Genomic DNA, 18,400 nt, shown 5'->3' on the forward strand with positions numbered 1-18,400 from the left:
TGACAAGCGACAGCCCCGGTCGCTTAGCGGCCGGGGCTATCGTGTCTTCCTGCAATGAGTCAGCAAGGCAGGGAGACACCCGGATGGTACGTGACCCACTGATCCCTCGGCTGGTCTCGGTGACCGAGGCGGCCGAGATCGTGGGCTGCTCGCGTCAGAACATCAACAACCTGATCAACAACGGCAAGCTGCCCGCTGGGAACGCGGGGACCACCCTGGTGCTGGCCGAGGACACTGTTCGCCGCTACGCGGCGGGCGAGCGGTTCAGCTTCCCGACGGTCCTCGTGATCGATGGCCTTGATGAGGCCACCGACGGCTGGGTGGAGCAGGCTCGAAAGGCCGTCCCGCCCGATTTCGAGATGCCGGAGCGCTTCGCCCCGGCAGACCTCGGGGTCGCAGCCGGCAAGCCGTACCGGGTGGAACTGCTCGACAACCAGGGCAAGACTCTCGGGGTCAAGACGGTGGAAGCCTCGTGAGGGCCGACGGTGCCGAGCACGCTGCCGCGCTGGCAGCGGCCGACCGACAGCTCGCGTTGGTGGACGACGCCGTGGACTTGCTGATCGAGAAGGCGCGGCGGTTGCTGCCCAGGTTGGGCAAGACCGCGACTTACGCGGTGTTGGCCAAAGGCAGCGCGGACAGATTCGGCGCGACGACGAAGCACCAGCAGTTCATGTGCGAGATGGCAGTCGCCGCTGCGATTCGGTTGGCGGATGATCCGGGGACGCGGAGAAGGAGCGAGCCGTGATGACCGAAAACGAGAAGTACCTGGCCTTGTGCCTGGTGGATCAAATCGACGCGAGCGCCAAGGCCATCAGGGACTTGGGTGACGATGACCTGGCAAAACGCGTCCGCGCCTTCGCGAAGGAAGTCCGGCACATGGTTGCTACGGGAGACTTGTTCGAGGACGGTCCCTAGGAAGGGGTCGAGCCACACTTCCGGACGGTGATGCCATCGATCTTGCACGCAGGTCAGAGCGTTGGCAAGTTCATGCGACGTGGCGTGGCTTACTCACGTGCGCCAGTGCGAGGTCGCGGACGTCGCCGAACCGGAAGACCGGGCGGCCCCGCCCGTCGGTGCCGTGCGGCACGATCCTGCCCCGGCTTACCCAGGAGTCCCAGGTGCCGCGCGGGATGGTCTTGTCCAGCAGCAGTCGTGCCCAGCCGAGTGCCACGGTCGCGGTGACCCGCAGGTCGACGGCGTAGCGGATCATCCAGTTTCGGCGCTCCTCGACGTCGTGCTCGGTACCGCAACTGCCGCACTGCACCCGGCGCTGGCCGGGGCGGGCGTAGAGGTGATCGGGACACCTCCCGCCTTCGACCTGCGCCTCGCACGGTCCGGCGTAGATCCGGTCCGGCGGGCGATCGATGACCCGGCGGACCCGAGCGACGACGTGCGTGATCTCGTCGTGCAGCTCGTCGGCCGCCGGATGCAGTGCGAGCAGTCCGGGCAGGCCGACCATCCAGGCCGCCGCACCCGCGGTTGACCCGGCGGGCGGAAGCAGGTGCGGGTTGCACTCATGCACCGCGCGCGCCCAGGTCGAGACCGTGTTCGCCAGTACCCAGCTGATTTCGCTGGCTGCTTCGTGGAACGGCATCGGCCGCTCGGCGGCTGCACCGCCGACGCGGGCACCGATTGCCATCGTGTGCTGTCGGGAAAGCGTGACTCCCAGCTCGGCGATGAGACCGCGTCCGCCGCTGCCGTCGCTGATCAGCTCTCTTAGCGCGGCGACCAGTTCGGCGAGACAGCCGGAACAGAGCATGTCGGTCGTTGGCCTACCGCACCCGGTGACGCAGCTCCGCTCACTCATGGCGTTTCCCGCCTTCGGCGGCCGACCAGACGGCAGCAGCGACCAGTCCGGCCACGCCGATCAGGAGCCACTTCCAGTCGGCCGTCCAGATGCTCACCACCACGGCCGTGATCAGCAGCGTGAAGCCGACGGCACCGGCGCGAGGGAGGGTCTTCGGTGCGCTCACGCCATCACCGCCCACAGGACGGTGATGGCGACGAAGCAGAGCAGGCAGAACGCGATGAAGGCGACCTCCGGCCATGAGAACGGCGGCCGGTACATCACTCAGCCTCCCCGTAGCCTGCCGCGTGCAGGAGCGGCAGCAGATCGGCTAGTTCAAGGCGCACCGGCACGGCGAGTCGGGCATTCGGAGCATGGACTGCTTCTGGATCGCGGGCGAACTCGATGAGCGCGGCGAGATCTCCGGCTGGGAGCCACGCCCACCAGGTGCCTGGGTCGCTCTTGCCATCGCGGCGCTGAACAAGGATGCCGAAGTCGGCCCCGGCGGACACGGCCTGGTCGTTTGTCTCGCGGATGATGTTCGCGACATCGAGCGTGGAGAGATTCCCGCGAGCCTTGACCTGCCAGACCAGGCGATCGGTCCCTCGGATGTCTCCGAGATCGGCGCTGGCCCGGTCGGTGCTGCGCCAACCGTTGTCAGCCTTGCGTTCCGCAGCCGGCCAGCCGTGAACACGGAGGAACCGGCTGACGTCGCGCTCGGCGCGGATTCCTTTGTCGCGGTTGGCTCGGCCGATCTCGGCCCGGGTGCGGGTCGTGCTGGCCCTGGCTACTGCTGATCACTCCTGGCTGTCGTGGTGTCGGTTTTGAGTGCGGCGCGAACAAGTGCCATGCCGCGTGCGGCGCGTTCCGCGGCGTCGGGGTCGTGGTTGCAGAGCCGAGTGCCGACGTAGCCGCTGGCGTCGCACAGGTCGCAATTGGCGATGGCTCGTTCTCGGTCGGCCGCGCGCGCCCTCTGCTCTCCGGCGCGGCGGGCCGCGCCGCGCAAGCTGGCTTGCTGATCCCACCGCTGAGCGGCTTCGCGGGCTCGGGCGCAGACGCCGCACGGCGGCGGGTCGGGGTCGTGCTCGTGGTCGACGCATCGGTCGGGCGGGCGCTGGCTGGTGCCAGGGGGTGCCTCGCGCGCGCCCGCGCGCGCCCGCGCACCCCCTTCCCTTCCTTTCCTCTCCTTTCCTTTCCCTGTGTTAGGGCTACCGGATTCCTCCTGTAGTGGCAGTGGAGCCGCGCTACCTGCGGATTGTGGAGCACCTGTGGATTTCCCTGCTGAGGCTCCGGTAGCCCTACTGTCGGAGACCGGGACAGGTAGCGAAGTGCCTTCCGACGGGGGCGGGATCTTCGACGGTGTGGGCTTCTGAATGCTCTGGTGGTCGCTCCAGTTGACGATCTCCAGGTATCGCCGACCGCCCACGCGGTAGCGCACAATGCGCTCGTGGGCGGCCAGCGTCTCCAGGTCTTCCTCGATGTCGGCCAGGGACACGTCGTCCAGAGGCCAGATGTCACCCTTGATCAGCCGGGCGTTGTCCTTGGTGCGGCCTGCGTCGTCGCAATGCGTCCACAGGCCGATCCATGTCAGGCGCGCGCGAAATGGCAGCGCCGACACGTCCTCGGAGCGGAAGAAACTCGGCTTGATCGTGCGGATGCGGGGCACTGAAAGCCTTTCCCCGTCGGTGGTTGGTCAGTGTTCGAGGCGGTCCAGCGCAGGCGCAGCGCCCAGCAGGACCGGCGCTTGGAGAGCGTTGGCGAGCATCTGGCGCACATCAGCAAACGCCTGGCGCTCGACAAGGTCCGGACGGTCGAGCCGGTAGCCGATGCCGAGCTGTCCTTCGCGGATGCGCCAGCGCAGCCGGGCGGTGACCTCAGTCGCGGGCAAGCCGACGAACGGCGCGACCGCGATGGTGAACTCCGCAGGGACCTCCAGCCGGCCACTCGCTCCGGCCTTGGCCTTGGTCTCCTCGCTCCAGGACAGCTGCACGTCGCCGGAATCCAACCGCGAACCCCGGGAGAAGGAGGCGTTGCGCCGGGTCTGGAAGGTGAGCGCGACTTCGAGCATCGTCGCGGAGTCCGGGTTGACGATGGTGTGCGCGCGGTCTTCCAGGTGCTCGGCAAAGTCCTCCTGGGACATGAGCGAGTTGTCCCGCCGGGTCCACGCCTTCCAGTCGTCGTCGCGCTTGAGCCGAAGGACGGCCTCGTGGTCGCGCCATCCGGCGGTGTAGCCGTTGGTGTGGTCATTGAAGGTCGCGACGACTTGAGCACGGTCCTGGTCGGCCCACACGGTGGTCGAGGCCGTGTGCAGCCGGGTGACGTAAGCGGCGAAGTCGTTCGGTTCGGTGAGCACGGCCGATCCACGCGGCCTGCGCGGCTGGTCGAGCAGCCGTTCGAGGTCGGTCGTGTCCACCCGCTCGTCGTTGCGCAGGGTGCGCACGACCACGGACTTCTCCGGCGTCAGATCGAACGGCTGTGGCGCAGTGGCTTCGTCGGCGCGACGCTGGAGGTCGGCGACCACTGCGGCGGTCTGGTCATTGGTGTCGTCGGACACGGGCTCTCCTACTCGCTGAACAGCGCGGTCTGGCGCGGGTCGTTGCGGATGAGTTCACCGGATTCGGTGGCGAAGAAGATCGACTCGGAGCGGTCGTGCTCCGGCAGGCTGCACTTGATCTGGTCGGCGACCATCACGGCACCGGGCGTGCGCTCCTGCGGCTTGATCGTGAGGGTGTAGGTGATCTTCCCGGGCTTACGGGTCTCTTCCACCGAGAGCACGAGGTCGCGCAGCGCCTCGGATAGCTCCTGGTGGGTCTTTCCGCGTCGGTGCTCCATAAGGAAGGCCGCAAAGTCACGCGGCTCGACACGTTCCGTCGTGGCCTCGGTGGCGGTGTCGGTCATGCTTGTCCCTCCTCAGCGGCGGCTTCCTCGCGGATGAGCTGCCGGACGTTCCGGGCGAGGCCGATTCCGGCGCTGATGCTGAGAAAGATGGCGGTGATCAGCCGGATGGCGTCGGTGGCTTGTCTCATGGGGTGGCGTTCTCCTCGGGCAAGATTTCGTCGGCGGACTGCTGCGGTTCGCTTGTGCTCTCAGCGGACTCGGTGTCGATCACCTCCCCGTCGAAGTCGGAGGTGATGTCGTCCAGGGCCTCGGCATCGAGATCGGTGCGCACCGTGCCTTCTGCCGCAATCGCGCGGTTCATGACGGTGGCCATCGGCAGCCACTTCGCGAGCTGGCGAACGGCCGTCTTGCGGGCCATCGCCTCCCAGTCGGTGACCCACGGACCCTTCTTGCCCGCGCGGGAGCGGCCCCGGATCGCTTCGATGCTGCCGACGTCCAGCACCTCAAACTCGGCCCCGCCGTCAACGAGGGTGGCGGCGGCGTAGACATCGGTGATGGCACCGCGGTCACCTCGTGCCGGACGGTGCACCAGGTCGGGGTGCAGGCCGTAGGAGTAATCGAATTCGTCTTCTTCGTGCACGACGCGGGCGGAGATGTTGCGGAGCTGGCCGCTGTTCCACGCAAGCTTGATCAGCCCCCGGTAGCCGGGGATGAACGTCACCTGGTCCCCGTACGGCACCAGGTACGCCTCGCCGAGTGGGCCGGGTTCCAGGCCGAGCTGCGCCGAGGTCATGAGCGCGCCGAGGAGGGATTCGGGGCGGCACCGCATGAGGTCGTTGTTCTGCTTGATCACGGTCAGAGCGACCCTCGTGAACCGCTCTGGATTCAGGGCGGTGCCATGCAGTGCGCGGGCGATCTCCGGTTTCTGCCGTTCGATGAGCGTGCGGAGGTCACCCCCTCCGGCCGACGCCGGGTTGGACCTCCGCTGTGCAAGCGCGGCCTTGGTGTTCGAGTTGCTTACTGCTGATCCCTCCTGGCTGTGGTGGTGGCGTAGGTCAAGCGGCGGCCAGATGGCCGCTCGGTGACGTAGAGCGGGTACAGATCTGGGTGCTCAGTGGCGAACGCCTCGTAGTCCACCGATCGCGACGGCTTTGCCGGAGCCCGATGGCTGGCGACTTTTTCGCCGTCGAGCCTGGCTTCCTCGGCCTGCCCCAACTCGGCGCGTAACTGGTTGTCGATCCCGGTGCGCTCGGATTCCAGCGCTTTGATCTGCTCGCTCAGCTCGTGGCGTCGCGCAAGATGCTTGTGCCACAACGGGTCCAGCTCGATCGTCTCGCCGGGTTGCGCAGGCCAGCGGGACAATGCGCGGCGGGTGATCTCGGACGCGTCGGCTGGGGGCGGTTCGTCTTGCTGAACGTGGCTCCAGAATCCGGTCGCCGCGTCCACGAGGTCGGCGATCAGCTCGTCGTCGCGGTCGATGATCCGTTCAAGGTAGGTGTTCGTGTCCAGCAGAGCGACGACGAAGGTCCGGGGTGCGCCGAGCAGGTGCATGTACCACTGGACCTGGCAGACATAGTGGACCGGAACCTCGTCCTCGGCCCATTCGGCGACAGCTCTGTGTCCGCCGGTCTTCGCTTCGACAATCCCTGCCAGCTCGCCGGAGTACTCCCACGCCAGGCCGTCGACGTTGCCGAGCATCCATTCGTGGTCCCGGTTGCCGTAGACGCCTTCCCCTCCGGTCAGCACGTACTCCGGATGTCGGTCATCCCATTCGCGCAGGAGCACCGGTTCGAGCACCTGGCCCCAGTGCATGCGCTCGGTTGCGGCATCGTCGAACTCGGCTTCGACCCGTCGGGTCTTCTCCAGCCAGAGTTGGAACGGCGTCTTCCACGGATTGAGCCCGGCCGCTGCGGCGACGTCAGAGCCACCGAGGCCGAAAGCGCGCGCGAACTCCCAGTCATCCCGGCTCGCACCGGCCGCGAGGACCACCGGGACGTCGAGCCGCCCGGCTGTCATGACGTCCTCCGAAGACCGTAGGACGCAACCGCGGCAACGTCGCTGACGCGGAGCGGAACACTCGCGACCCACCAACGATCGGGCCGGGCGTTCTCGTGGAGAACGTCAAGCAGGGCAGGGGGGACCTTGTGCCACAACGCCCAGGCCGTCCAGCGGGCGATGTCCTCGGTCGGCTCAACGGAGACGCGCACGGCCGTGCGGTCGCAAGTGAGCCAGTTCGACGTGAGGCCCAGGCTCCACCGGTCCGGCTCTGGCAGATCCGTCAGCCACACCAGCCGGTGCCCGAGCAGCGGATGCTGGTTCGGGCGCAGCTCACTGCTGCGTGCGATCGAGTGAGCCCGGTGGTGACAGGTGAAGTGGTAGAAGGCGCGGGGCAATCACTGATCACCGGCCCGAACGGTCAGCGGATGAGCACGGAACCACTCGTGAGCGTCGTACATAGCGACGGAGTGCGCGGTCGTCTTCCTCTTGTTTGCGGTCGTGATGGCCTCACGATGTGACTGCGGCAGCCGGAGCCAGCACGTCCGGCAGGCGAAGAACTCCGGCTTGACCTGCCGCCCGCAGCCTCCGGGGCAACTGTGGTTTCTACGTCGGGTCGTCGTCAGTCGTGCTCACCGTCGCCGCGGTCGTCGATGGAAGCGGGCGTGTCGGCCGGCGAGCCGTCAGTGACGACGGAGGGAAGCTGGTCGGCAAGATCGTCCATCGTCTGGTTGAACACCGGGGTGTCGGGGTCGCGCTTCTGCCACTCCACGGTCAGCGGGATTACGACTTCGTCCGTCACCGGGCTCGGCAGCTCAGGGGTGTCGGCGCTGTCCTCGGCGGTCTCCGTCACGGTCTTCTCCGTCTCGTTCTCGTCGTTCACAGCACAACCCCGGCGATCGTGAATCCGAGGGCGAAGCCCAGGCACGTAATCGCGGCGAAGACGCCGACGACGGCGCGCGGCAACGTTCGGGCGGTCATCGCCGCCCGGCGGAAAGCAGTTCGCCAGCGGTCGAGCGTGCTCAGGCGGGCGTGGCGGCCGGTCGGTGCGGGGGCGAGAAGGCGCGCGGCCATCATGCGACCCGGCCGTTCCAGTGCCGGGCTGGCGCATCACGGCGTGGCACCGGCATGACGAGATTCGTGATCTCGCCGTACAGGTACACCGCATCCCGTCGGGTGCACTCGTCCTCTTCGTGAAGCACGTGCCTGCCTTCCTGGTTGTCCTGCTGCTGCGTGATGGGGGTGGACATCCGTAGCTCCGATCCGGTCAGAGAGATCGGGAACTGGTCGGCGGGATGTCGGGGTTGCCGCCGACCAGCTCCCTGCCTGGCCCGCTACGCGCCATGAGCCAGGTGCTTAGTGGGGTCGGGTCGCAGGAGGATCGCCAGTTGGTCCTGCTGCGCGGGCGTGAAGGGGCCGTGGTCGTCGGCGATGTCGGCGACGTACTCGGCGAGGTCGCGGCTGATGCCGAGCCGTTCGAGATCATCATCGGAGAGCGTCAGCCGGGCGGCTTTGCTGGTCATGCCGCACCCGGAGCGTCGTCATCCTCTTCGTCCGCAGCGTCACCACGCGCGAGGTACGGACCGATCAGCTCAGGGCTCGCGGCAGGGTCATCGACCACGAAGAACGTGCCGTGCGGGACGCCGAGAACATCTTCCAGCTTCGCCGCTTGCTGGAGCGGGATCACCGGGGATGCCCCGTTGAGCACCTGGCTCAGCCGAACCGGCGAGATGCCCGCACGGAACGCCACGTCTGCATGCCGACCGGTTGCTTCGACAAGCTCCCGAAGTGCGCTAGCGTTTGACGCTCGCACGTATGTAGCCACGACGAACTCCTGTTGGGTTAGCAAGCATGGGTGATCCGCGCGGCAGCCCAAGATCCGCGGACCGCGTCATCGGCCCTGGTCGAGGGCCGCAAAGACCGTGTCTGATCTCCACGTTAAATTGGTTTCAACACGGCCGCAACGGTTACAGTCAGTTAAACGTGCTTTAATTCCGGGCGACGTGGCCCACCTCGGGGGTAGGGGCGGTGTGGTGAATCTCTGCGAGCTGATCAACATGATCAAAGATCGCGACGGCCTTACGTGGCGCGAACTCACGGATCGCGCACGACAGAAAGGTGCCCCGGTGCCGACCGGCCTGTTCCATCTGGGGAACCCGGACCGTCCGATGCAGGACTTCCCTCGAACGAAGACCATCATCGGCATCGCGGCAGCGCTGGAGGTTGAGCCCGCCGTGGTAGCCGCCGCCGCCCTGGAGTCGCTTAACCTGCAACAACGCAACGTAGTCGAGGTTCACGTCAAGAATGCCCGCATCCATACGGGTGATACAGGACCAGAAGTGCAGGGCCAAGCGGGTGATCGCTGGGTGATCATCACCCCAGATGACGAAACCCCCCAAGATGCACTCGAAGCGCTCGAAAACGCCACTGATCTTCGCGTTGTGCTGCCGAAAGGCTGGTCATCACCTGCGGAAACTGCTTAGCTCGCAAGAAGTTCCGGACCGTTAACACCCGTAAGTATCAAAGTGGTAGGACGATCGGGCGATTGTTACCGTCCGTTCGAGGGGATGCCACTGGGGCCTGTGTCGATGTGTTCGGCCGTCGGGCCTCCGATGGGTGTGGAGGGTGTGGGCCTTGTGACGGACGAGTACAAGTTGACGCGCGTCGACCTCGGGGGACGGCGGACCATCGCGATCAGGTTCCGCGCGAACGGCCTGTGCGAGGTCATGGCCGATCACACCGTCCCGGACTGGGAAGTGGACGCATACGTTCGCGCAACGCTCATCCAGGACCAGGGCTTGACACAGCAGGCAGAGCCGGACGACCCGGCTGCTAGCGCCTAGCGGGCACGCTGAGAGGTCAGGTCAACCCCCTGCCCGGGAGGCCGGGCTAGAATCTCTTGAATGACGCTTAACTGTTGCCCTGCAACGGTTTTCGAGCCCAGGGGCGACCCGAGAGAAAAGATGTCACATGTGGGGTATTGCGGAGGACAACGAATTCTGCGTCCTCCCCCGGCGGTCCTGAACCCGCGCTACGATCTCCGCCGTGCCCGACTCCCGAGTGCCCGCCCGTCCCGACCTGGGGATGCTCGCCGGCCAGTTGCTGTTCGCGGTGCAGCGGGAACTGTTCACCGCGCTGGCCGCGGAAGGCTTCGGCGACCTGAGCCCGCGCCACGGCGCGGTGCTCGCCTACCTCGGCCCGGACGGGGCGCGCGCGACCGAGCTGTCCCGGCTGTCCGGACGGCGCAAGCAGGTCATCGGCACGATGGTCGACGAACTCGAGACGCTCGGCTACGTCGAACGCCGCCCCGACCCGGCCGACCGGCGCGCGAAGCTCGTCTGCCCGACCGAACGCGGGCAGGCCATGATCAGCGCGTCGGCGCGGATTCTCGCCGGCATCGAGGACCGGCACGCCCAGCGGCTCGGGCGGGGCGAGTACGCGGAGTTCAAGCGGGTGCTCACCGAGGTCACGGACGAGCAGCGGCGCTTCGCCGGGCAGTGATCACTGGCCCGGCCAGTTCTGCTGCGGCGAGCCGGAGGCGGGCCATTGCCCGGGCATCGGCTGCTGCGGGTACGGCTGCCCCGGCATGGGCTGCTGCGGATAAGGCTGCGGGTACTGCTGTGGCATTCCCGGAGCGCCGTACTGCTGCGGATACTGGGGCGAAACCGGCCCCGGCTGCGGATACTGCTGGCCTGGATAGTGCTGCCCCGGGTATTGCTGCCCAATCGGAACCTGCCCCGGATACTGCGGCATCCCCGGAACCGGTGCTCCATAAGGCATTCCGTATCCCACGGGCGGAGGCGTCTTCGCCGACACCGCGGGCAGCCACAGCACCACCGCCAGGATCGTCATCAAGCCGAACGCAGCGCTGTCCCACCAGGAATGGGCGAGGACCACCCCGGCGAGCGCGCACAGCAGCTGCACCGGCGCTCCCCACAGCAGAATCCGCCCGACCGATTGCCTCCGCGCGAAAATCATCCCGATGCCGACGAGCACCACAATCGCCAGCACCAGGGACGCCGCGGACAGGTAATAGGACGGGCCGACGTCGTCTCCGCTCACGATGGCGCTGACCGACCAGAATCCCCCGCGTACCGCGTAAATCTCCAGCACTGCGAGCAGCACCGCCACCGCGATGCCGATTCCCGTCACCTTCGGCCGCACCACCGGCTGAGTCATCCCCGATCCCCCTCCGTCACCCTCCGGAGGGAACACTCTACCAAGCGTCTCCACTGTCCACAGTGGAGCAACCGCCGGGACAACCGCCCCGGCCCCGGCGACCGGCCCGGACGCCGTCTACGATCGGCCCGTGACCGCCTACGACGACGTCTTCGACCACCTCGACGCCTCGGCCCTGCCCGAGCGGCAGCAGCGCATCCTCGCCACCATCCGGGACTGGGTGGGCAGGCACGGGTACTCGCCGAGCACGCGCGAGATCGGCGAATCGGTCGGATTGCGGTCGACGTCCTCGGTGTCGAAGCATCTCGCCGCGCTGGAGGACAAGGGTTTCCTGCGCCGCAGCCCCACCGTTTCCCGCCCGATCGACGTGCGCGCCTTCCTCGGCGACCTCCCCTCGCGCGAGAGCGGCGACTCCGTGCCGGTGCCGGTCGTCGGCGACATCGCGGCCGGCACGCCGATCTCCGCGCAGGAGCACGTGGACGACGTCATGCAGCTGCCGCGCGGGCTCACCGGCCGAGGCACCGTTTTCGGGCTCCGGGTGCGCGGCGACTCGATGGTCGACGCGGCGATCTGCGACGGCGACATCGTGGTGGTGAAGCAGCAGTCCGAGGCGCATTCGGGGCAGATCGTCGCCGCGATGATCGACGAGGAGGCGACGGTGAAGGTCTACCGCCGCCGCGACGGGCACGTCTACCTCGAACCCCGCAACCCGGCCTACGACGTGATCGACGGCGACCGGGCCACGGTGCTCGGCGTGGTCGTCTCGGTGCTCCGCAGCGTGTGAGCACCGAGACGAACCCCCAGCACTAGTCGACCGTCACCGGCACCCGGGCGTCGACCAGTTCCTCCTGCTCGGCGGCCCGGCCCTGCCACGGCCGCGCGATCAGCCACAGCACCAGCCCGGACACCACCAGTCCGCCGAACATGACCGTGGCCATCGCGACCGCGTTGTTGCCGAGCAGGCCGACCACCGGCGAGACCGCCGCGCCGACGCCGAACTGCACCGCGCCCAGCAGCGACGCCGCCGTCCCGGCGTTGTCGCCGTGCTTGTCCAGTGCGACCGCGGGCGCGTTGGGCAGGATCAGCCCGGCGAAGAACAGCACCGCCCACACCGGCACCGCGACGCCGAACATGCCGCCGAATCCGGTCAGCGCGGTCACCAGCAGCACCGCTGCCGAAGCCGCCGCCGCGACGCTCGCGGCGAGCAGCACCTGGTGCGGTTCGAAGCGGTTCATCAGCCGGGCGTTGATCTGCGTCGCGGCGATCAGCCACACCGCGCTCGCCCCGAACATCAAGCCGAACTGCTGCTGGTCCAGCCCGTACTGCTGCTGGAACACGAACGATCCGCCGCTGACGAACGCGAACAGCCCGGCCATCGCGAACCCGGCCACCAGCACCAGCCCGACGAACGAGCGGTCGGTGAACAAGCTCCGGTAGGACCGTACGGTCGCCCGGAACCGGAACGGCTGCCGCCGCGCGGGCGGCAAGGTCTCCGGCAGCGCCAGCGCCGCCGCGATGCCGCTCGCCAGCCCGATCGCGGCGAGCGCCACGAACACCCCGCGCCAGTGCGTCCACGCCAGCAGCGCGCTGCCGAGCGTCGGGGCCAGCACCGGGGAAACGCCCATCACCAGGATGAGCTTGGACAGCAGTTTCGCCGCGGCGCGATCGGTGTAGAGATCGCGCACCACGGCCAGCGCCAGCACCGCGCCCGCCGAGGCGCCCAGCCCCTGCAGCACGCGCGCCGCGCTCAGCAGCTCGACCGTCGGAGCCACCAGGCACAGCAGCGACGCGACCACGTGGATCAGGCTTCCCGCGACGAGCGGGATCCGCCGCCCCATCGCGTCCGAAAGCGGCCCGGCGATCAGCTGGCCGAGCCCCAGCCCCAGCACCGTTCCGGTGAGGGTCAGCTGGATCGTCGACTCCGTCGTCGACAGTTCGCGGGTGATGTCCGGCAGCGCCGGAAGATACATGTCGATGGACAGCGGCCCCAGTGCCACCAGAACGCCCAGCACGAGCACCAGCTTCAGCTGGCTCCCGGCGTTCGGCGCTTCGCGTGTTTCGTTCACGCCACTCCCCTTCGTCGTGAGCACGCCAGTGACTTACGACGAAGGGGGCCGAGAAATTCCGGAACCCCCGAACAGATCACACCCTGGGAATCCCGCTTGACAAACTCAGCCGAGGCCGAGGGCGAAAACGTGGAGGTCCGGATCGGACGGAAGAGTCACTGTCGCGATCTTCTTGCCCGCTGGGATTTCCAGCGGCGCCGTGGCGTAAACCGAGGCGCCGATTCCCTGGCCGCCGGGCTGATTCCGGTGCGCGGTGCGGGCCACGAGCGTATTGCCGAACACTGGTTCGGTATTTCCTCCCGGCAACACCCAGTCACCGAACGAAAGATCGGCGGTCGCGGTGGTGCCGTCGGTGAACGCCACGGTGGCGCTCCCCCGGTGGTCGCCGTTCGTCGCCGAACCGACGAAAAGCAGGCGGCTGGCCGGAGTTCCACCTAGATCGAGCTTCTGCCCGGACGGCACCGCGTTGTCCGGACGGCCGGACGGCGCGGCGGGCCAGACGAACGTCGTGCCCGCCGCGTGTCCGGTCGATCCCGGAGCGAGACCCGCGTCGGCGAGAGCTTTCCGCGAATAGCTGTTCCCGGCGCCGTCGAAATTCGCCGAACCGCCGTCGCCGTCGTCGGAGATTCCCGCATTGTCGAAGGCTCCGGCCAGGCTTCCCTTGGGCGCGACGAGCACAATTGCCGAGGAAGAAACCGAATGTCCGGCTCCGCGCAACGTCACCGGAACTTCGTAGTAACCCGCGGGAGTTCCCGCCGCGACCGTCACGGTCAGGTCCGTTTTCCCGCCGCCGGTCTGGTTGTCGAGCGACACCGAACGCGGGCCGGACACGGTGATCCCGGCCGGTGCCGACGTCGAGATGTTCAGTGAACGCAGATGTCCGCCGAGCCGCTGGCCGTTCACCGCGACGGAGCCGGAGCCGCCCGGTTCGACGGTGACCTGGTTGGCCACCGAGCCGACGAACGGTTCTTCACCGTCCCGATAGGACGGTGGCTGGGTGTTCGCCGCCCAGTTCCGGTCCGGTTGCGCGGACAACGCGAAGTCGAGCCGGCCGCCAGCGCGCGCGAGTTCCTGCGGCAGCGACGTCCGGTCCCACCGGTGCCCGTTCAACGCCAGGCCGTGGACGTACTGCGTGGTCGTGGACGCTCCCGGCGCCCGGAGGTCGAGGGTGCGGCCGCCGGGCAGCGTCAGCACCGCGCGCTCGAACAGCGGGCTGTGCACGGTGAGATCCGGCGTGCCCGGGGTCGAGGGATACAGCCCCAGCGCGGCCCAGACGTACCAGGACGATTGGGCGCCGAGGTCGTCGTTGCCGGGCTCGCCGTCCGGCGTCGCGCTGAACAGCGTCGTCGCGATCCGGCGCACCACCTCCTGCGTCTTCCACGGCTGGCCGACGTGGTTGTACAGCCAGGGAACGCCGAAGTCGGGCTCGTTGCCCGCCCACATGTACGGCTCGTTCGGACCGACGTTGAGCTTCTGGAAGAACGTGTCGAGCCGCGCGGACACCGCGGCCGGGCCGCCCATCGCCGTCACCAGCCCGGCCGTGTCCTGCGGCACGAGCCAGGTGTACTGCGCGGCGTTGCCCTCGTCGAACCCGTCCTGGCCGAAGGTGCCGGGCGCGGGCGGCTGGTAGGCCGGGCCGTCCGGGAACCGGCCGTCCTGGCCGCGCGGCTGGAGGTAGCCGGTGGCCGGGTTGAACAGGTGCTGCCAGTTCTGGCCGCGTTTCGCGAAGTCGCGGGCCACGCCGCGGTCGCCGATCGCACCCGCGAACTGCGCGATGGCGAAGTCGTCGATCGCCCATTCCAGCGTGATCGAGGCACCGACCCGCGCGTGGTCGCCGCGGGAGGCGTCGTTGTTCGGCAGGTAGCCGCGGGCGAGATAGTCCGCGATGCCCCGGCGTTCCTGGTACGCGCCCGGCGTCTCGTCCACCGAAGTCGCGCCCTTGACCAGGTATTTCAGTGCGGTCTTGACGTCGAAGTCGCGCGCGCCGAAGGCGTACAGGCTGGACAGCAGCGCGACCGAGCTGTCGCCGGTCATCTGCCCGGTGTAGCCGTTGGCCATCGGCCAGCGCGGCCACCAGCCGCCCTGGACCGCGTCGTTGGTCAGCGACTGCGCCATGTCGCTGGCTTCCTTCGGGAACAGCATGCCGTGCAAGGGCGCGAGCGAGCGGTAGGTATCCCAGTCGGAGAAGTTGGCATATTGCGCGTGCCCGGCCGGGAGCGTGCGGATCTGGTTGTCGAAGCCGATGTAGCGGCCGTCGACGTCGTTGAACGTGTTGGGGTGCAAGAGACTGTGGTAGAGCGCGGTGTAGAACGTCTTGAGCTGCGCGGAGTCCTTGCCCGCCACGCGAATCCGGCCGAGAGCGTCGCGCCAGGCTGCTTTGGTGCTCTCCCGCACTTTTGCGAAGTCCCAGCCGGGCACCTCAGCCGCCGTGTTCTTCTTCGCGCCCTGAACGTCCACATAGGACATAGACACCTTCGCGTGCACGACGCCGGCGTCGCCGAACGTCAGGTACGCCCCGGCTTTCGGCGCGTCGACCTGGTCGCTGCCCGGCTGGACGGTCTTGCCGTCCCAGGTGCCGTGCGCGGTGAACGGGCGGTCGAACGTGATGTCGTAGTAGACGGTGTACTTGTTCGGCTTTCCGCAGAAATGCCCGGTCGTCGCCTGTCCGCTGACCTCGCGGTCGCCAGTGATCCGCAACCCGGCCGCGGAGTTGCCCGCCAGGCTCGCGCCGCCCTTCACCAGCACCTGCGCGTTCTGCCCAGCCGGGAAGGTGAACGCCGCCAAGCCGGTGCGCGTGGTCGCCGTCAGCTCGGTGCGCACGCCGGAATCGGGGAACGTGACGGCGTAATAACCGGGCTCGGCCTGCTCGCCGTCGTGGGTGAAGCGCTCGACGCGGTCCCACGGTTTCGCCCCGACGTCGCCGGTGACGGGCAGGATCGGGACGTCGCCGAACGCGTTGCAGCCGACCGACGCGTGGTCGAGGCTGAAACCGCGGATCTTGTCGCTGTGGTACTGGTAGCCCGCGTAGGACCCGTCGGTGTCCGGCGAGAACTGCATCATCCCGAACGGCGTGGCCGGACCGGGGAAATTGTTGATCTCGCCGACCGAGGTGCCGCCGCGCCCCGTCCCGATCAGCGTATCGACGTACGCCGCCGGATCGCCGACCAACGGCGTCTGCGGCGCGGCCGCCGCGACGGTTCCCGCTCCGACGACCGTCGCCATCGCCATCGCTGCCACGACTGAGTACCGCACGGCACCTCCCAGACCTCGTGTTGTCCGACCTTTCCGGCTCGCGGGCGGCGAGGTCAACCGGATGACAGAGATCTGGCCGGTTTCGACCGGACAGACATCCGACCGGCGGCACCCGATCCGCTCCGCGTCGTGGCAAACGGCGCGACCTCCCAGCATTGAGGGCTAACCTCGGCGCACATGACAGAACCCGCCACCCGGGACGTCGAGGGCTACGAGGTCGGCTCCAGCGTCTCCGTCATCCGCGAATACGAAACCGAGCCCGGCTCCGGACCGCGGCTGCATCGGCATCCCTACCGCGAAACCTTCGTCGTCCAGCGCGGGCGCGCGCTGTTCACCATCGGCGAGGAGCAGCGCGAAGGCGTCGCCGGGGACGTGCTCGTCGCTCCGGCGAACACCCCGCACAAGTTCGTCTCCCTCGGCCCCGAACCGTACGAGGCCGTGCACATCCACGAGAACGACCGGTTCGTCACCGAGTGGCTGGAGTGACGCCGGGCCGCATTTGTACGTCCCGTGTATCCCGCTCGGCGATGCTCGGCCCGGACCGATCAGGACCGGGAGGACACGGATGCTCAGGAAACTCGCAGTGCTCACCGCCGGGGCCGCGGCGGCGGCCACGGTCGCCGTCGCCGCTCCGGGCGTAGCCGCCGCGCTGCCGGCGGCGAACATGGAGGCCGTGCTGCTGGCGGCCCAGATCGACCCGCAGCGCGCCGACAGCACGCAGACGCCGGGCGCACACGACAGCGTCCTGCTGGTCGAGAAGGCGCTGCAGGCCAAGGGGCTGCTGGACGCCAAGTACGTCGACGGCTACTTCGGCACCACCACGATCGACGCGTACTCGAAGTATCAGAAGTCTTTGGGCTACACCGGAATCGACGCGTCCGGCCTGCCCGGCAAGACGTCGCTGGAGAAGCTCGGTTCGGGTGCCTACACCGTGACCAACGTGGTATCCGCAGGCAGCCACGTGACATATCACGGCGTCACGCTGAATACGCGCACCAAGGCGATGCTCCAGGCCGCGGAGAAGCTGTTCGGCAAGGAGGTCGACCTCACCCAGGGTTCGTACAACCCGGGCGGCGTCGGCGCATCGGCCGGGACGCACGACGGCGGCGGCGCTTTCGACGTTTCGGTGGCGGACATGTCCTCGGCGACCCGCGTCGACTTCGCCAGGGACCTCCGGAAGGTCGGGTTCGCGGCCTGGGTGCGCACGCCGGCGCAAGGCGACTGGGGCTACCACATCCACGCGATCGCGGTGAACGACCCGGACCTGTCCTCGGGCGCGCAGCACCAGGTCGGCGCCTACTACCTCGGGCAGAACGGCCTGGCCGACCACGGCAAGGACGACGGCCCCGCGGTGAACCCGAAGCTGACCTGGGAGCAGTACCAGCGCGGCTGACTCACCCGGCTGCCGCATTCGCTGGCGCGAGTGCGGCGGCCGTGGTTCTCTGGTGCCATGGCGGGAAAACCATTCAGGTTCGGGGTCGTCGCGGCGGCGCAGGAGGGCGGCGCGAAATGGCGCGAAACCGCCCGCCGCGCGGAGGATCTCGGCTATTCGACCCTGCTGTCGCCGGACAATCTCCACCTCCCGACCCCGACCGCCGCGCTGGCCGTCGCGGCCTCGGTGACCACCGAACTGCGGGTCGGGACGTTCGTCTACGCCAGCCCGCTGCGCACCCCGCGCGCGGCCGCGTGGGAGGCGCACAGCCTCAGCGTGCTCACCGAGCGCCGGTTCGAGATGGGGATCGGCACCGGGATCCCGGCGATGCGCGAGGCCGCCGCCGAACTGGGCCTCCCGTATGGCACCGGCCCGGAGCGGCTGGCCCAGGTGTCGGACACGATTTCCCACCTGCGCCGCGTCGACGGGGACGCGCACACGCCGGTGATGGTCGCCGCGGGCGGGCCGAAAGCCCGTCGGCTGGCGGGTGAACGGGCGGACATCGTCACTCTCGCCGGCAGTGTCCTCGCGAGCCGGGCGGAGACCGCGGAAAACGTCGCTGAGATCCGCGCCGCGGCGGGCGGGCGGGAGATCGAGCTGGCGATGAACATCTTCGTCGTCGGCGAAGAGATCCCGCCGTGGATCCGCGGGTTCATCGGGCACGACATCGACACGCTCATCCAGCACGACTCCCTGACGCTGCTGCGCGGCGGACCGGCCGCGATGGCCGAGGAACTGCAGCGCCGCCGCGAGGAAATCGGGGTGTCGTATTACACCGTGAACGGCGCTTTTCTCGAGGACTTCGCCCCGGTGATCGCGCGGCTCGGCGGGCGCTGATCCGCGCGGCGGGAA

At 68.4% G+C, this 18,400-nt stretch carries 27 protein-coding genes; 11 read left to right on the forward strand and 16 right to left on the reverse strand.

Going from position 1 to position 18,400, the window contains the following annotated elements; translation table 11 throughout:
• Window positions 1-119 precede the first annotated feature (119 nt).
• From ACZ63D_RS03495 to ACZ63D_RS03505, 3 genes are read left to right on the forward strand one after another with little or no spacing between them, the layout of a single operon-like run.
• A complete protein-coding gene (locus tag ACZ63D_RS03495; protein WP_465352704.1) occupies window positions 120-476 on the forward strand; it encodes a helix-turn-helix domain-containing protein in 357 nt (118 codons plus the stop codon).
• The gene (locus ACZ63D_RS03500; RefSeq protein ID WP_465352705.1) at window positions 473-745 is read left to right on the forward strand and encodes a hypothetical protein; all 273 of its coding nucleotides are present in this window, start codon (window positions 473-475) and stop codon (window positions 743-745) included. Before ACZ63D_RS03495 ends, ACZ63D_RS03500 begins: the two co-directional genes overlap by 4 nt.
• Window positions 745-915 carry a hypothetical protein gene (locus ACZ63D_RS03505; protein WP_465352706.1) on the forward strand — a complete coding sequence of 57 codons (171 nt, stop codon included), beginning with the start codon at window positions 745-747 and terminating at the stop codon, window positions 913-915. The genes ACZ63D_RS03500 and ACZ63D_RS03505 overlap by 1 nt, the downstream gene beginning before the upstream one ends.
• A gap of 70 nt (window positions 916-985) precedes the next feature.
• Here the strand turns inward: ACZ63D_RS03505 and ACZ63D_RS03510 are convergent, their stop codons facing one another.
• Entirely contained in the window at window positions 986-1,759 is a 774-nt protein-coding gene (locus tag ACZ63D_RS03510; protein WP_465352707.1) for a hypothetical protein, read from the reverse strand.
• 40 nt (window positions 1,760-1,799) lie between these two features.
• The gene (locus tag ACZ63D_RS03515; RefSeq protein ID WP_465352708.1) at window positions 1,800-1,973 is read right to left on the reverse strand and encodes a hypothetical protein; all 174 of its coding nucleotides are present in this window, start codon (window positions 1,971-1,973) and stop codon (window positions 1,800-1,802) included.
• A gap of 187 nt (window positions 1,974-2,160) precedes the next feature.
• Here ACZ63D_RS03515 and ACZ63D_RS03520 point away from each other — a divergent pair, with 187 nt between their 5' ends.
• On the forward strand, window positions 2,161-2,583 hold the full coding sequence (locus ACZ63D_RS03520) for a hypothetical protein (protein WP_465352709.1): 423 nt from the start codon (window positions 2,161-2,163) through the stop codon (window positions 2,581-2,583).
• Here the strand turns inward: ACZ63D_RS03520 and ACZ63D_RS03525 are convergent.
• The 11 genes from ACZ63D_RS03525 to ACZ63D_RS03575 form a co-directional block, all read right to left on the reverse strand.
• A complete protein-coding gene (locus ACZ63D_RS03525) occupies window positions 2,574-3,452 on the reverse strand; it encodes a hypothetical protein (RefSeq protein ID WP_465352710.1) in 879 nt (292 codons plus the stop codon). The genes ACZ63D_RS03520 and ACZ63D_RS03525 overlap by 10 nt on opposite strands.
• 27 nt (window positions 3,453-3,479) lie before the next feature.
• Entirely contained in the window at window positions 3,480-4,340 is an 861-nt protein-coding gene (locus tag ACZ63D_RS03530; RefSeq protein ID WP_465352711.1) for a DUF2303 family protein, read from the reverse strand.
• 8 nt (window positions 4,341-4,348) lie between these two features.
• A complete protein-coding gene (locus ACZ63D_RS03535) occupies window positions 4,349-4,684 on the reverse strand; it encodes a hypothetical protein (protein ID WP_465352712.1) in 336 nt (111 codons plus the stop codon).
• A complete protein-coding gene (locus ACZ63D_RS03540) occupies window positions 4,681-4,812 on the reverse strand; it encodes a hypothetical protein (protein WP_465352713.1) in 132 nt (43 codons plus the stop codon). Before ACZ63D_RS03540 ends, ACZ63D_RS03535 begins: the two co-directional genes overlap by 4 nt.
• Complete coding sequence (locus ACZ63D_RS03545) at window positions 4,809-5,696, reverse strand: recombinase RecT (protein ID WP_465353687.1); 888 nt, start codon at window positions 5,694-5,696, stop codon at window positions 4,809-4,811. The genes ACZ63D_RS03540 and ACZ63D_RS03545 overlap by 4 nt, the downstream gene beginning before the upstream one ends.
• Window positions 5,642-6,640 (reverse strand): YqaJ viral recombinase family nuclease, encoded by a 999-nt coding sequence (locus ACZ63D_RS03550; protein WP_465352714.1) that lies wholly within the window; start codon window positions 6,638-6,640, stop codon window positions 5,642-5,644. The genes ACZ63D_RS03545 and ACZ63D_RS03550 overlap by 55 nt, the downstream gene beginning before the upstream one ends.
• Window positions 6,641-7,241: 601 nt before the next feature.
• Window positions 7,242-7,502: a hypothetical protein gene (locus ACZ63D_RS03555; protein ID WP_465352715.1), complete on the reverse strand. Its 261-nt coding sequence runs from the start codon at window positions 7,500-7,502 to the stop codon at window positions 7,242-7,244.
• Window positions 7,499-7,693, reverse strand: a complete 195-nt coding sequence (locus tag ACZ63D_RS03560; protein ID WP_465352716.1) for a hypothetical protein — start codon at window positions 7,691-7,693, stop codon at window positions 7,499-7,501. Before ACZ63D_RS03560 ends, ACZ63D_RS03555 begins: the two co-directional genes overlap by 4 nt.
• Window positions 7,693-7,869, reverse strand: coding sequence for a hypothetical protein (locus ACZ63D_RS03565; RefSeq protein ID WP_465352717.1), 177 nt, complete (start codon window positions 7,867-7,869; stop codon window positions 7,693-7,695). The genes ACZ63D_RS03560 and ACZ63D_RS03565 overlap by 1 nt, the downstream gene beginning before the upstream one ends.
• A gap of 84 nt (window positions 7,870-7,953) precedes the next feature.
• Window positions 7,954-8,142, reverse strand: a complete 189-nt coding sequence (locus tag ACZ63D_RS03570) for a hypothetical protein (RefSeq protein ID WP_465352718.1) — start codon at window positions 8,140-8,142, stop codon at window positions 7,954-7,956.
• Window positions 8,139-8,369 carry a hypothetical protein gene (locus ACZ63D_RS03575; RefSeq protein WP_465352719.1) on the reverse strand — a complete coding sequence of 77 codons (231 nt, stop codon included), beginning with the start codon at window positions 8,367-8,369 and terminating at the stop codon, window positions 8,139-8,141. The genes ACZ63D_RS03570 and ACZ63D_RS03575 overlap by 4 nt, the downstream gene beginning before the upstream one ends.
• Window positions 8,370-8,676: 307 nt before the next feature.
• Between ACZ63D_RS03575 and ACZ63D_RS03580 the strand changes: the two genes are divergently transcribed.
• The 3 genes from ACZ63D_RS03580 (at window position 8,677) to ACZ63D_RS03590 (ending at window position 10,120) form a co-directional block, all read left to right on the forward strand.
• Window positions 8,677-9,102: a hypothetical protein gene (locus ACZ63D_RS03580; protein ID WP_465352720.1), complete on the forward strand. Its 426-nt coding sequence runs from the start codon at window positions 8,677-8,679 to the stop codon at window positions 9,100-9,102.
• A gap of 153 nt (window positions 9,103-9,255) precedes the next feature.
• Complete coding sequence (locus ACZ63D_RS03585) at window positions 9,256-9,462, forward strand: hypothetical protein (protein WP_465352721.1); 207 nt, start codon at window positions 9,256-9,258, stop codon at window positions 9,460-9,462.
• Between the two features lie 202 nt (window positions 9,463-9,664).
• Window positions 9,665-10,120: a MarR family winged helix-turn-helix transcriptional regulator gene (locus ACZ63D_RS03590; RefSeq protein ID WP_465352722.1), complete on the forward strand. Its 456-nt coding sequence runs from the start codon at window positions 9,665-9,667 to the stop codon at window positions 10,118-10,120.
• On the opposite strand, the gene ACZ63D_RS03595 is transcribed toward ACZ63D_RS03590, so the two are convergent.
• A complete protein-coding gene (locus tag ACZ63D_RS03595) occupies window positions 10,121-10,798 on the reverse strand; it encodes a hypothetical protein (RefSeq protein WP_465352723.1) in 678 nt (225 codons plus the stop codon).
• A 130-nt stretch (window positions 10,799-10,928) separates the two neighbouring features.
• On the opposite strand from ACZ63D_RS03595, the gene lexA reads away from it, so the two are divergent.
• Window positions 10,929-11,582 carry a transcriptional repressor LexA gene (lexA, locus tag ACZ63D_RS03600; protein ID WP_465352724.1) on the forward strand — a complete coding sequence of 218 codons (654 nt, stop codon included), beginning with the start codon at window positions 10,929-10,931 and terminating at the stop codon, window positions 11,580-11,582.
• A 22-nt stretch (window positions 11,583-11,604) separates the two neighbouring features.
• On the opposite strand, the gene ACZ63D_RS03605 is transcribed toward lexA, so the two are convergent.
• Complete coding sequence (locus ACZ63D_RS03605; RefSeq protein ID WP_465352725.1) at window positions 11,605-12,864, reverse strand: Bcr/CflA family multidrug efflux MFS transporter; 1,260 nt, start codon at window positions 12,862-12,864, stop codon at window positions 11,605-11,607.
• A gap of 105 nt (window positions 12,865-12,969) precedes the next feature.
• Complete coding sequence (locus tag ACZ63D_RS03610) at window positions 12,970-16,116, reverse strand: GH92 family glycosyl hydrolase (protein WP_465352726.1); 3,147 nt, start codon at window positions 16,114-16,116, stop codon at window positions 12,970-12,972.
• A gap of 177 nt (window positions 16,117-16,293) precedes the next feature.
• Here ACZ63D_RS03610 and ACZ63D_RS03615 point away from each other — a divergent pair, with 177 nt between their 5' ends.
• The 3 genes from ACZ63D_RS03615 (at window position 16,294) to ACZ63D_RS03625 (ending at window position 18,385) form a co-directional block, all read left to right on the forward strand.
• Window positions 16,294-16,602 (forward strand): cupin domain-containing protein, encoded by a 309-nt coding sequence (locus tag ACZ63D_RS03615; RefSeq protein WP_465352727.1) that lies wholly within the window; start codon window positions 16,294-16,296, stop codon window positions 16,600-16,602.
• Between the two features lie 79 nt (window positions 16,603-16,681).
• The gene (locus ACZ63D_RS03620; RefSeq protein ID WP_465352728.1) at window positions 16,682-17,509 is read left to right on the forward strand and encodes a peptidoglycan-binding protein; all 828 of its coding nucleotides are present in this window, start codon (window positions 16,682-16,684) and stop codon (window positions 17,507-17,509) included.
• A 57-nt stretch (window positions 17,510-17,566) separates the two neighbouring features.
• Complete coding sequence (locus ACZ63D_RS03625; RefSeq protein WP_465352729.1) at window positions 17,567-18,385, forward strand: LLM class flavin-dependent oxidoreductase; 819 nt, start codon at window positions 17,567-17,569, stop codon at window positions 18,383-18,385.
• Window positions 18,386-18,400 lie beyond the last annotated feature (15 nt).

Source organism: Amycolatopsis sp. NPDC104775, assembly GCF_055583325.1.

What these genes read in the sequence shown, in the direction of transcription:
- ACZ63D_RS03505 (WP_465352706.1), top strand. Translation starts at nt 745, where the DNA reads ATGACCGAAAACGAGAAGTACCTGGCCTTGTGCCTGGTGGATCAAATC.
- ACZ63D_RS03510 (WP_465352707.1), bottom strand. Translation starts at nt 1,759, where the DNA reads ATGCTCTGTTCCGGCTGTCTCGCCGAACTGGTCGCCGCGCTAAGAGAG.
- ACZ63D_RS03520 (WP_465352709.1), top strand. Translation starts at nt 2,161, where the DNA reads ATGGACTGCTTCTGGATCGCGGGCGAACTCGATGAGCGCGGCGAGATC.
- ACZ63D_RS03535 (WP_465352712.1), bottom strand. Translation starts at nt 4,684, where the DNA reads ATGACCGACACCGCCACCGAGGCCACGACGGAACGTGTCGAGCCGCGT.
- ACZ63D_RS03540 (WP_465352713.1), bottom strand. Translation starts at nt 4,812, where the DNA reads ATGAGACAAGCCACCGACGCCATCCGGCTGATCACCGCCATCTTTCTC.
- ACZ63D_RS03550 (WP_465352714.1), bottom strand. Translation starts at nt 6,640, where the DNA reads ATGACAGCCGGGCGGCTCGACGTCCCGGTGGTCCTCGCGGCCGGTGCG.
- ACZ63D_RS03560 (WP_465352716.1), bottom strand. Translation starts at nt 7,693, where the DNA reads ATGGCCGCGCGCCTTCTCGCCCCCGCACCGACCGGCCGCCACGCCCGC.
- ACZ63D_RS03565 (WP_465352717.1), bottom strand. Translation starts at nt 7,869, where the DNA reads ATGTCCACCCCCATCACGCAGCAGCAGGACAACCAGGAAGGCAGGCAC.
- ACZ63D_RS03570 (WP_465352718.1), bottom strand. Translation starts at nt 8,142, where the DNA reads ATGACCAGCAAAGCCGCCCGGCTGACGCTCTCCGATGATGATCTCGAA.
- ACZ63D_RS03580 (WP_465352720.1), top strand. Translation starts at nt 8,677, where the DNA reads ATGATCAAAGATCGCGACGGCCTTACGTGGCGCGAACTCACGGATCGC.
- ACZ63D_RS03595 (WP_465352723.1), bottom strand. Translation starts at nt 10,798, where the DNA reads ATGACTCAGCCGGTGGTGCGGCCGAAGGTGACGGGAATCGGCATCGCG.
- ACZ63D_RS03615 (WP_465352727.1), top strand. Translation starts at nt 16,294, where the DNA reads ATGACAGAACCCGCCACCCGGGACGTCGAGGGCTACGAGGTCGGCTCC.
- ACZ63D_RS03620 (WP_465352728.1), top strand. Translation starts at nt 16,682, where the DNA reads ATGCTCAGGAAACTCGCAGTGCTCACCGCCGGGGCCGCGGCGGCGGCC.
- ACZ63D_RS03625 (WP_465352729.1), top strand. Translation starts at nt 17,567, where the DNA reads ATGGCGGGAAAACCATTCAGGTTCGGGGTCGTCGCGGCGGCGCAGGAG.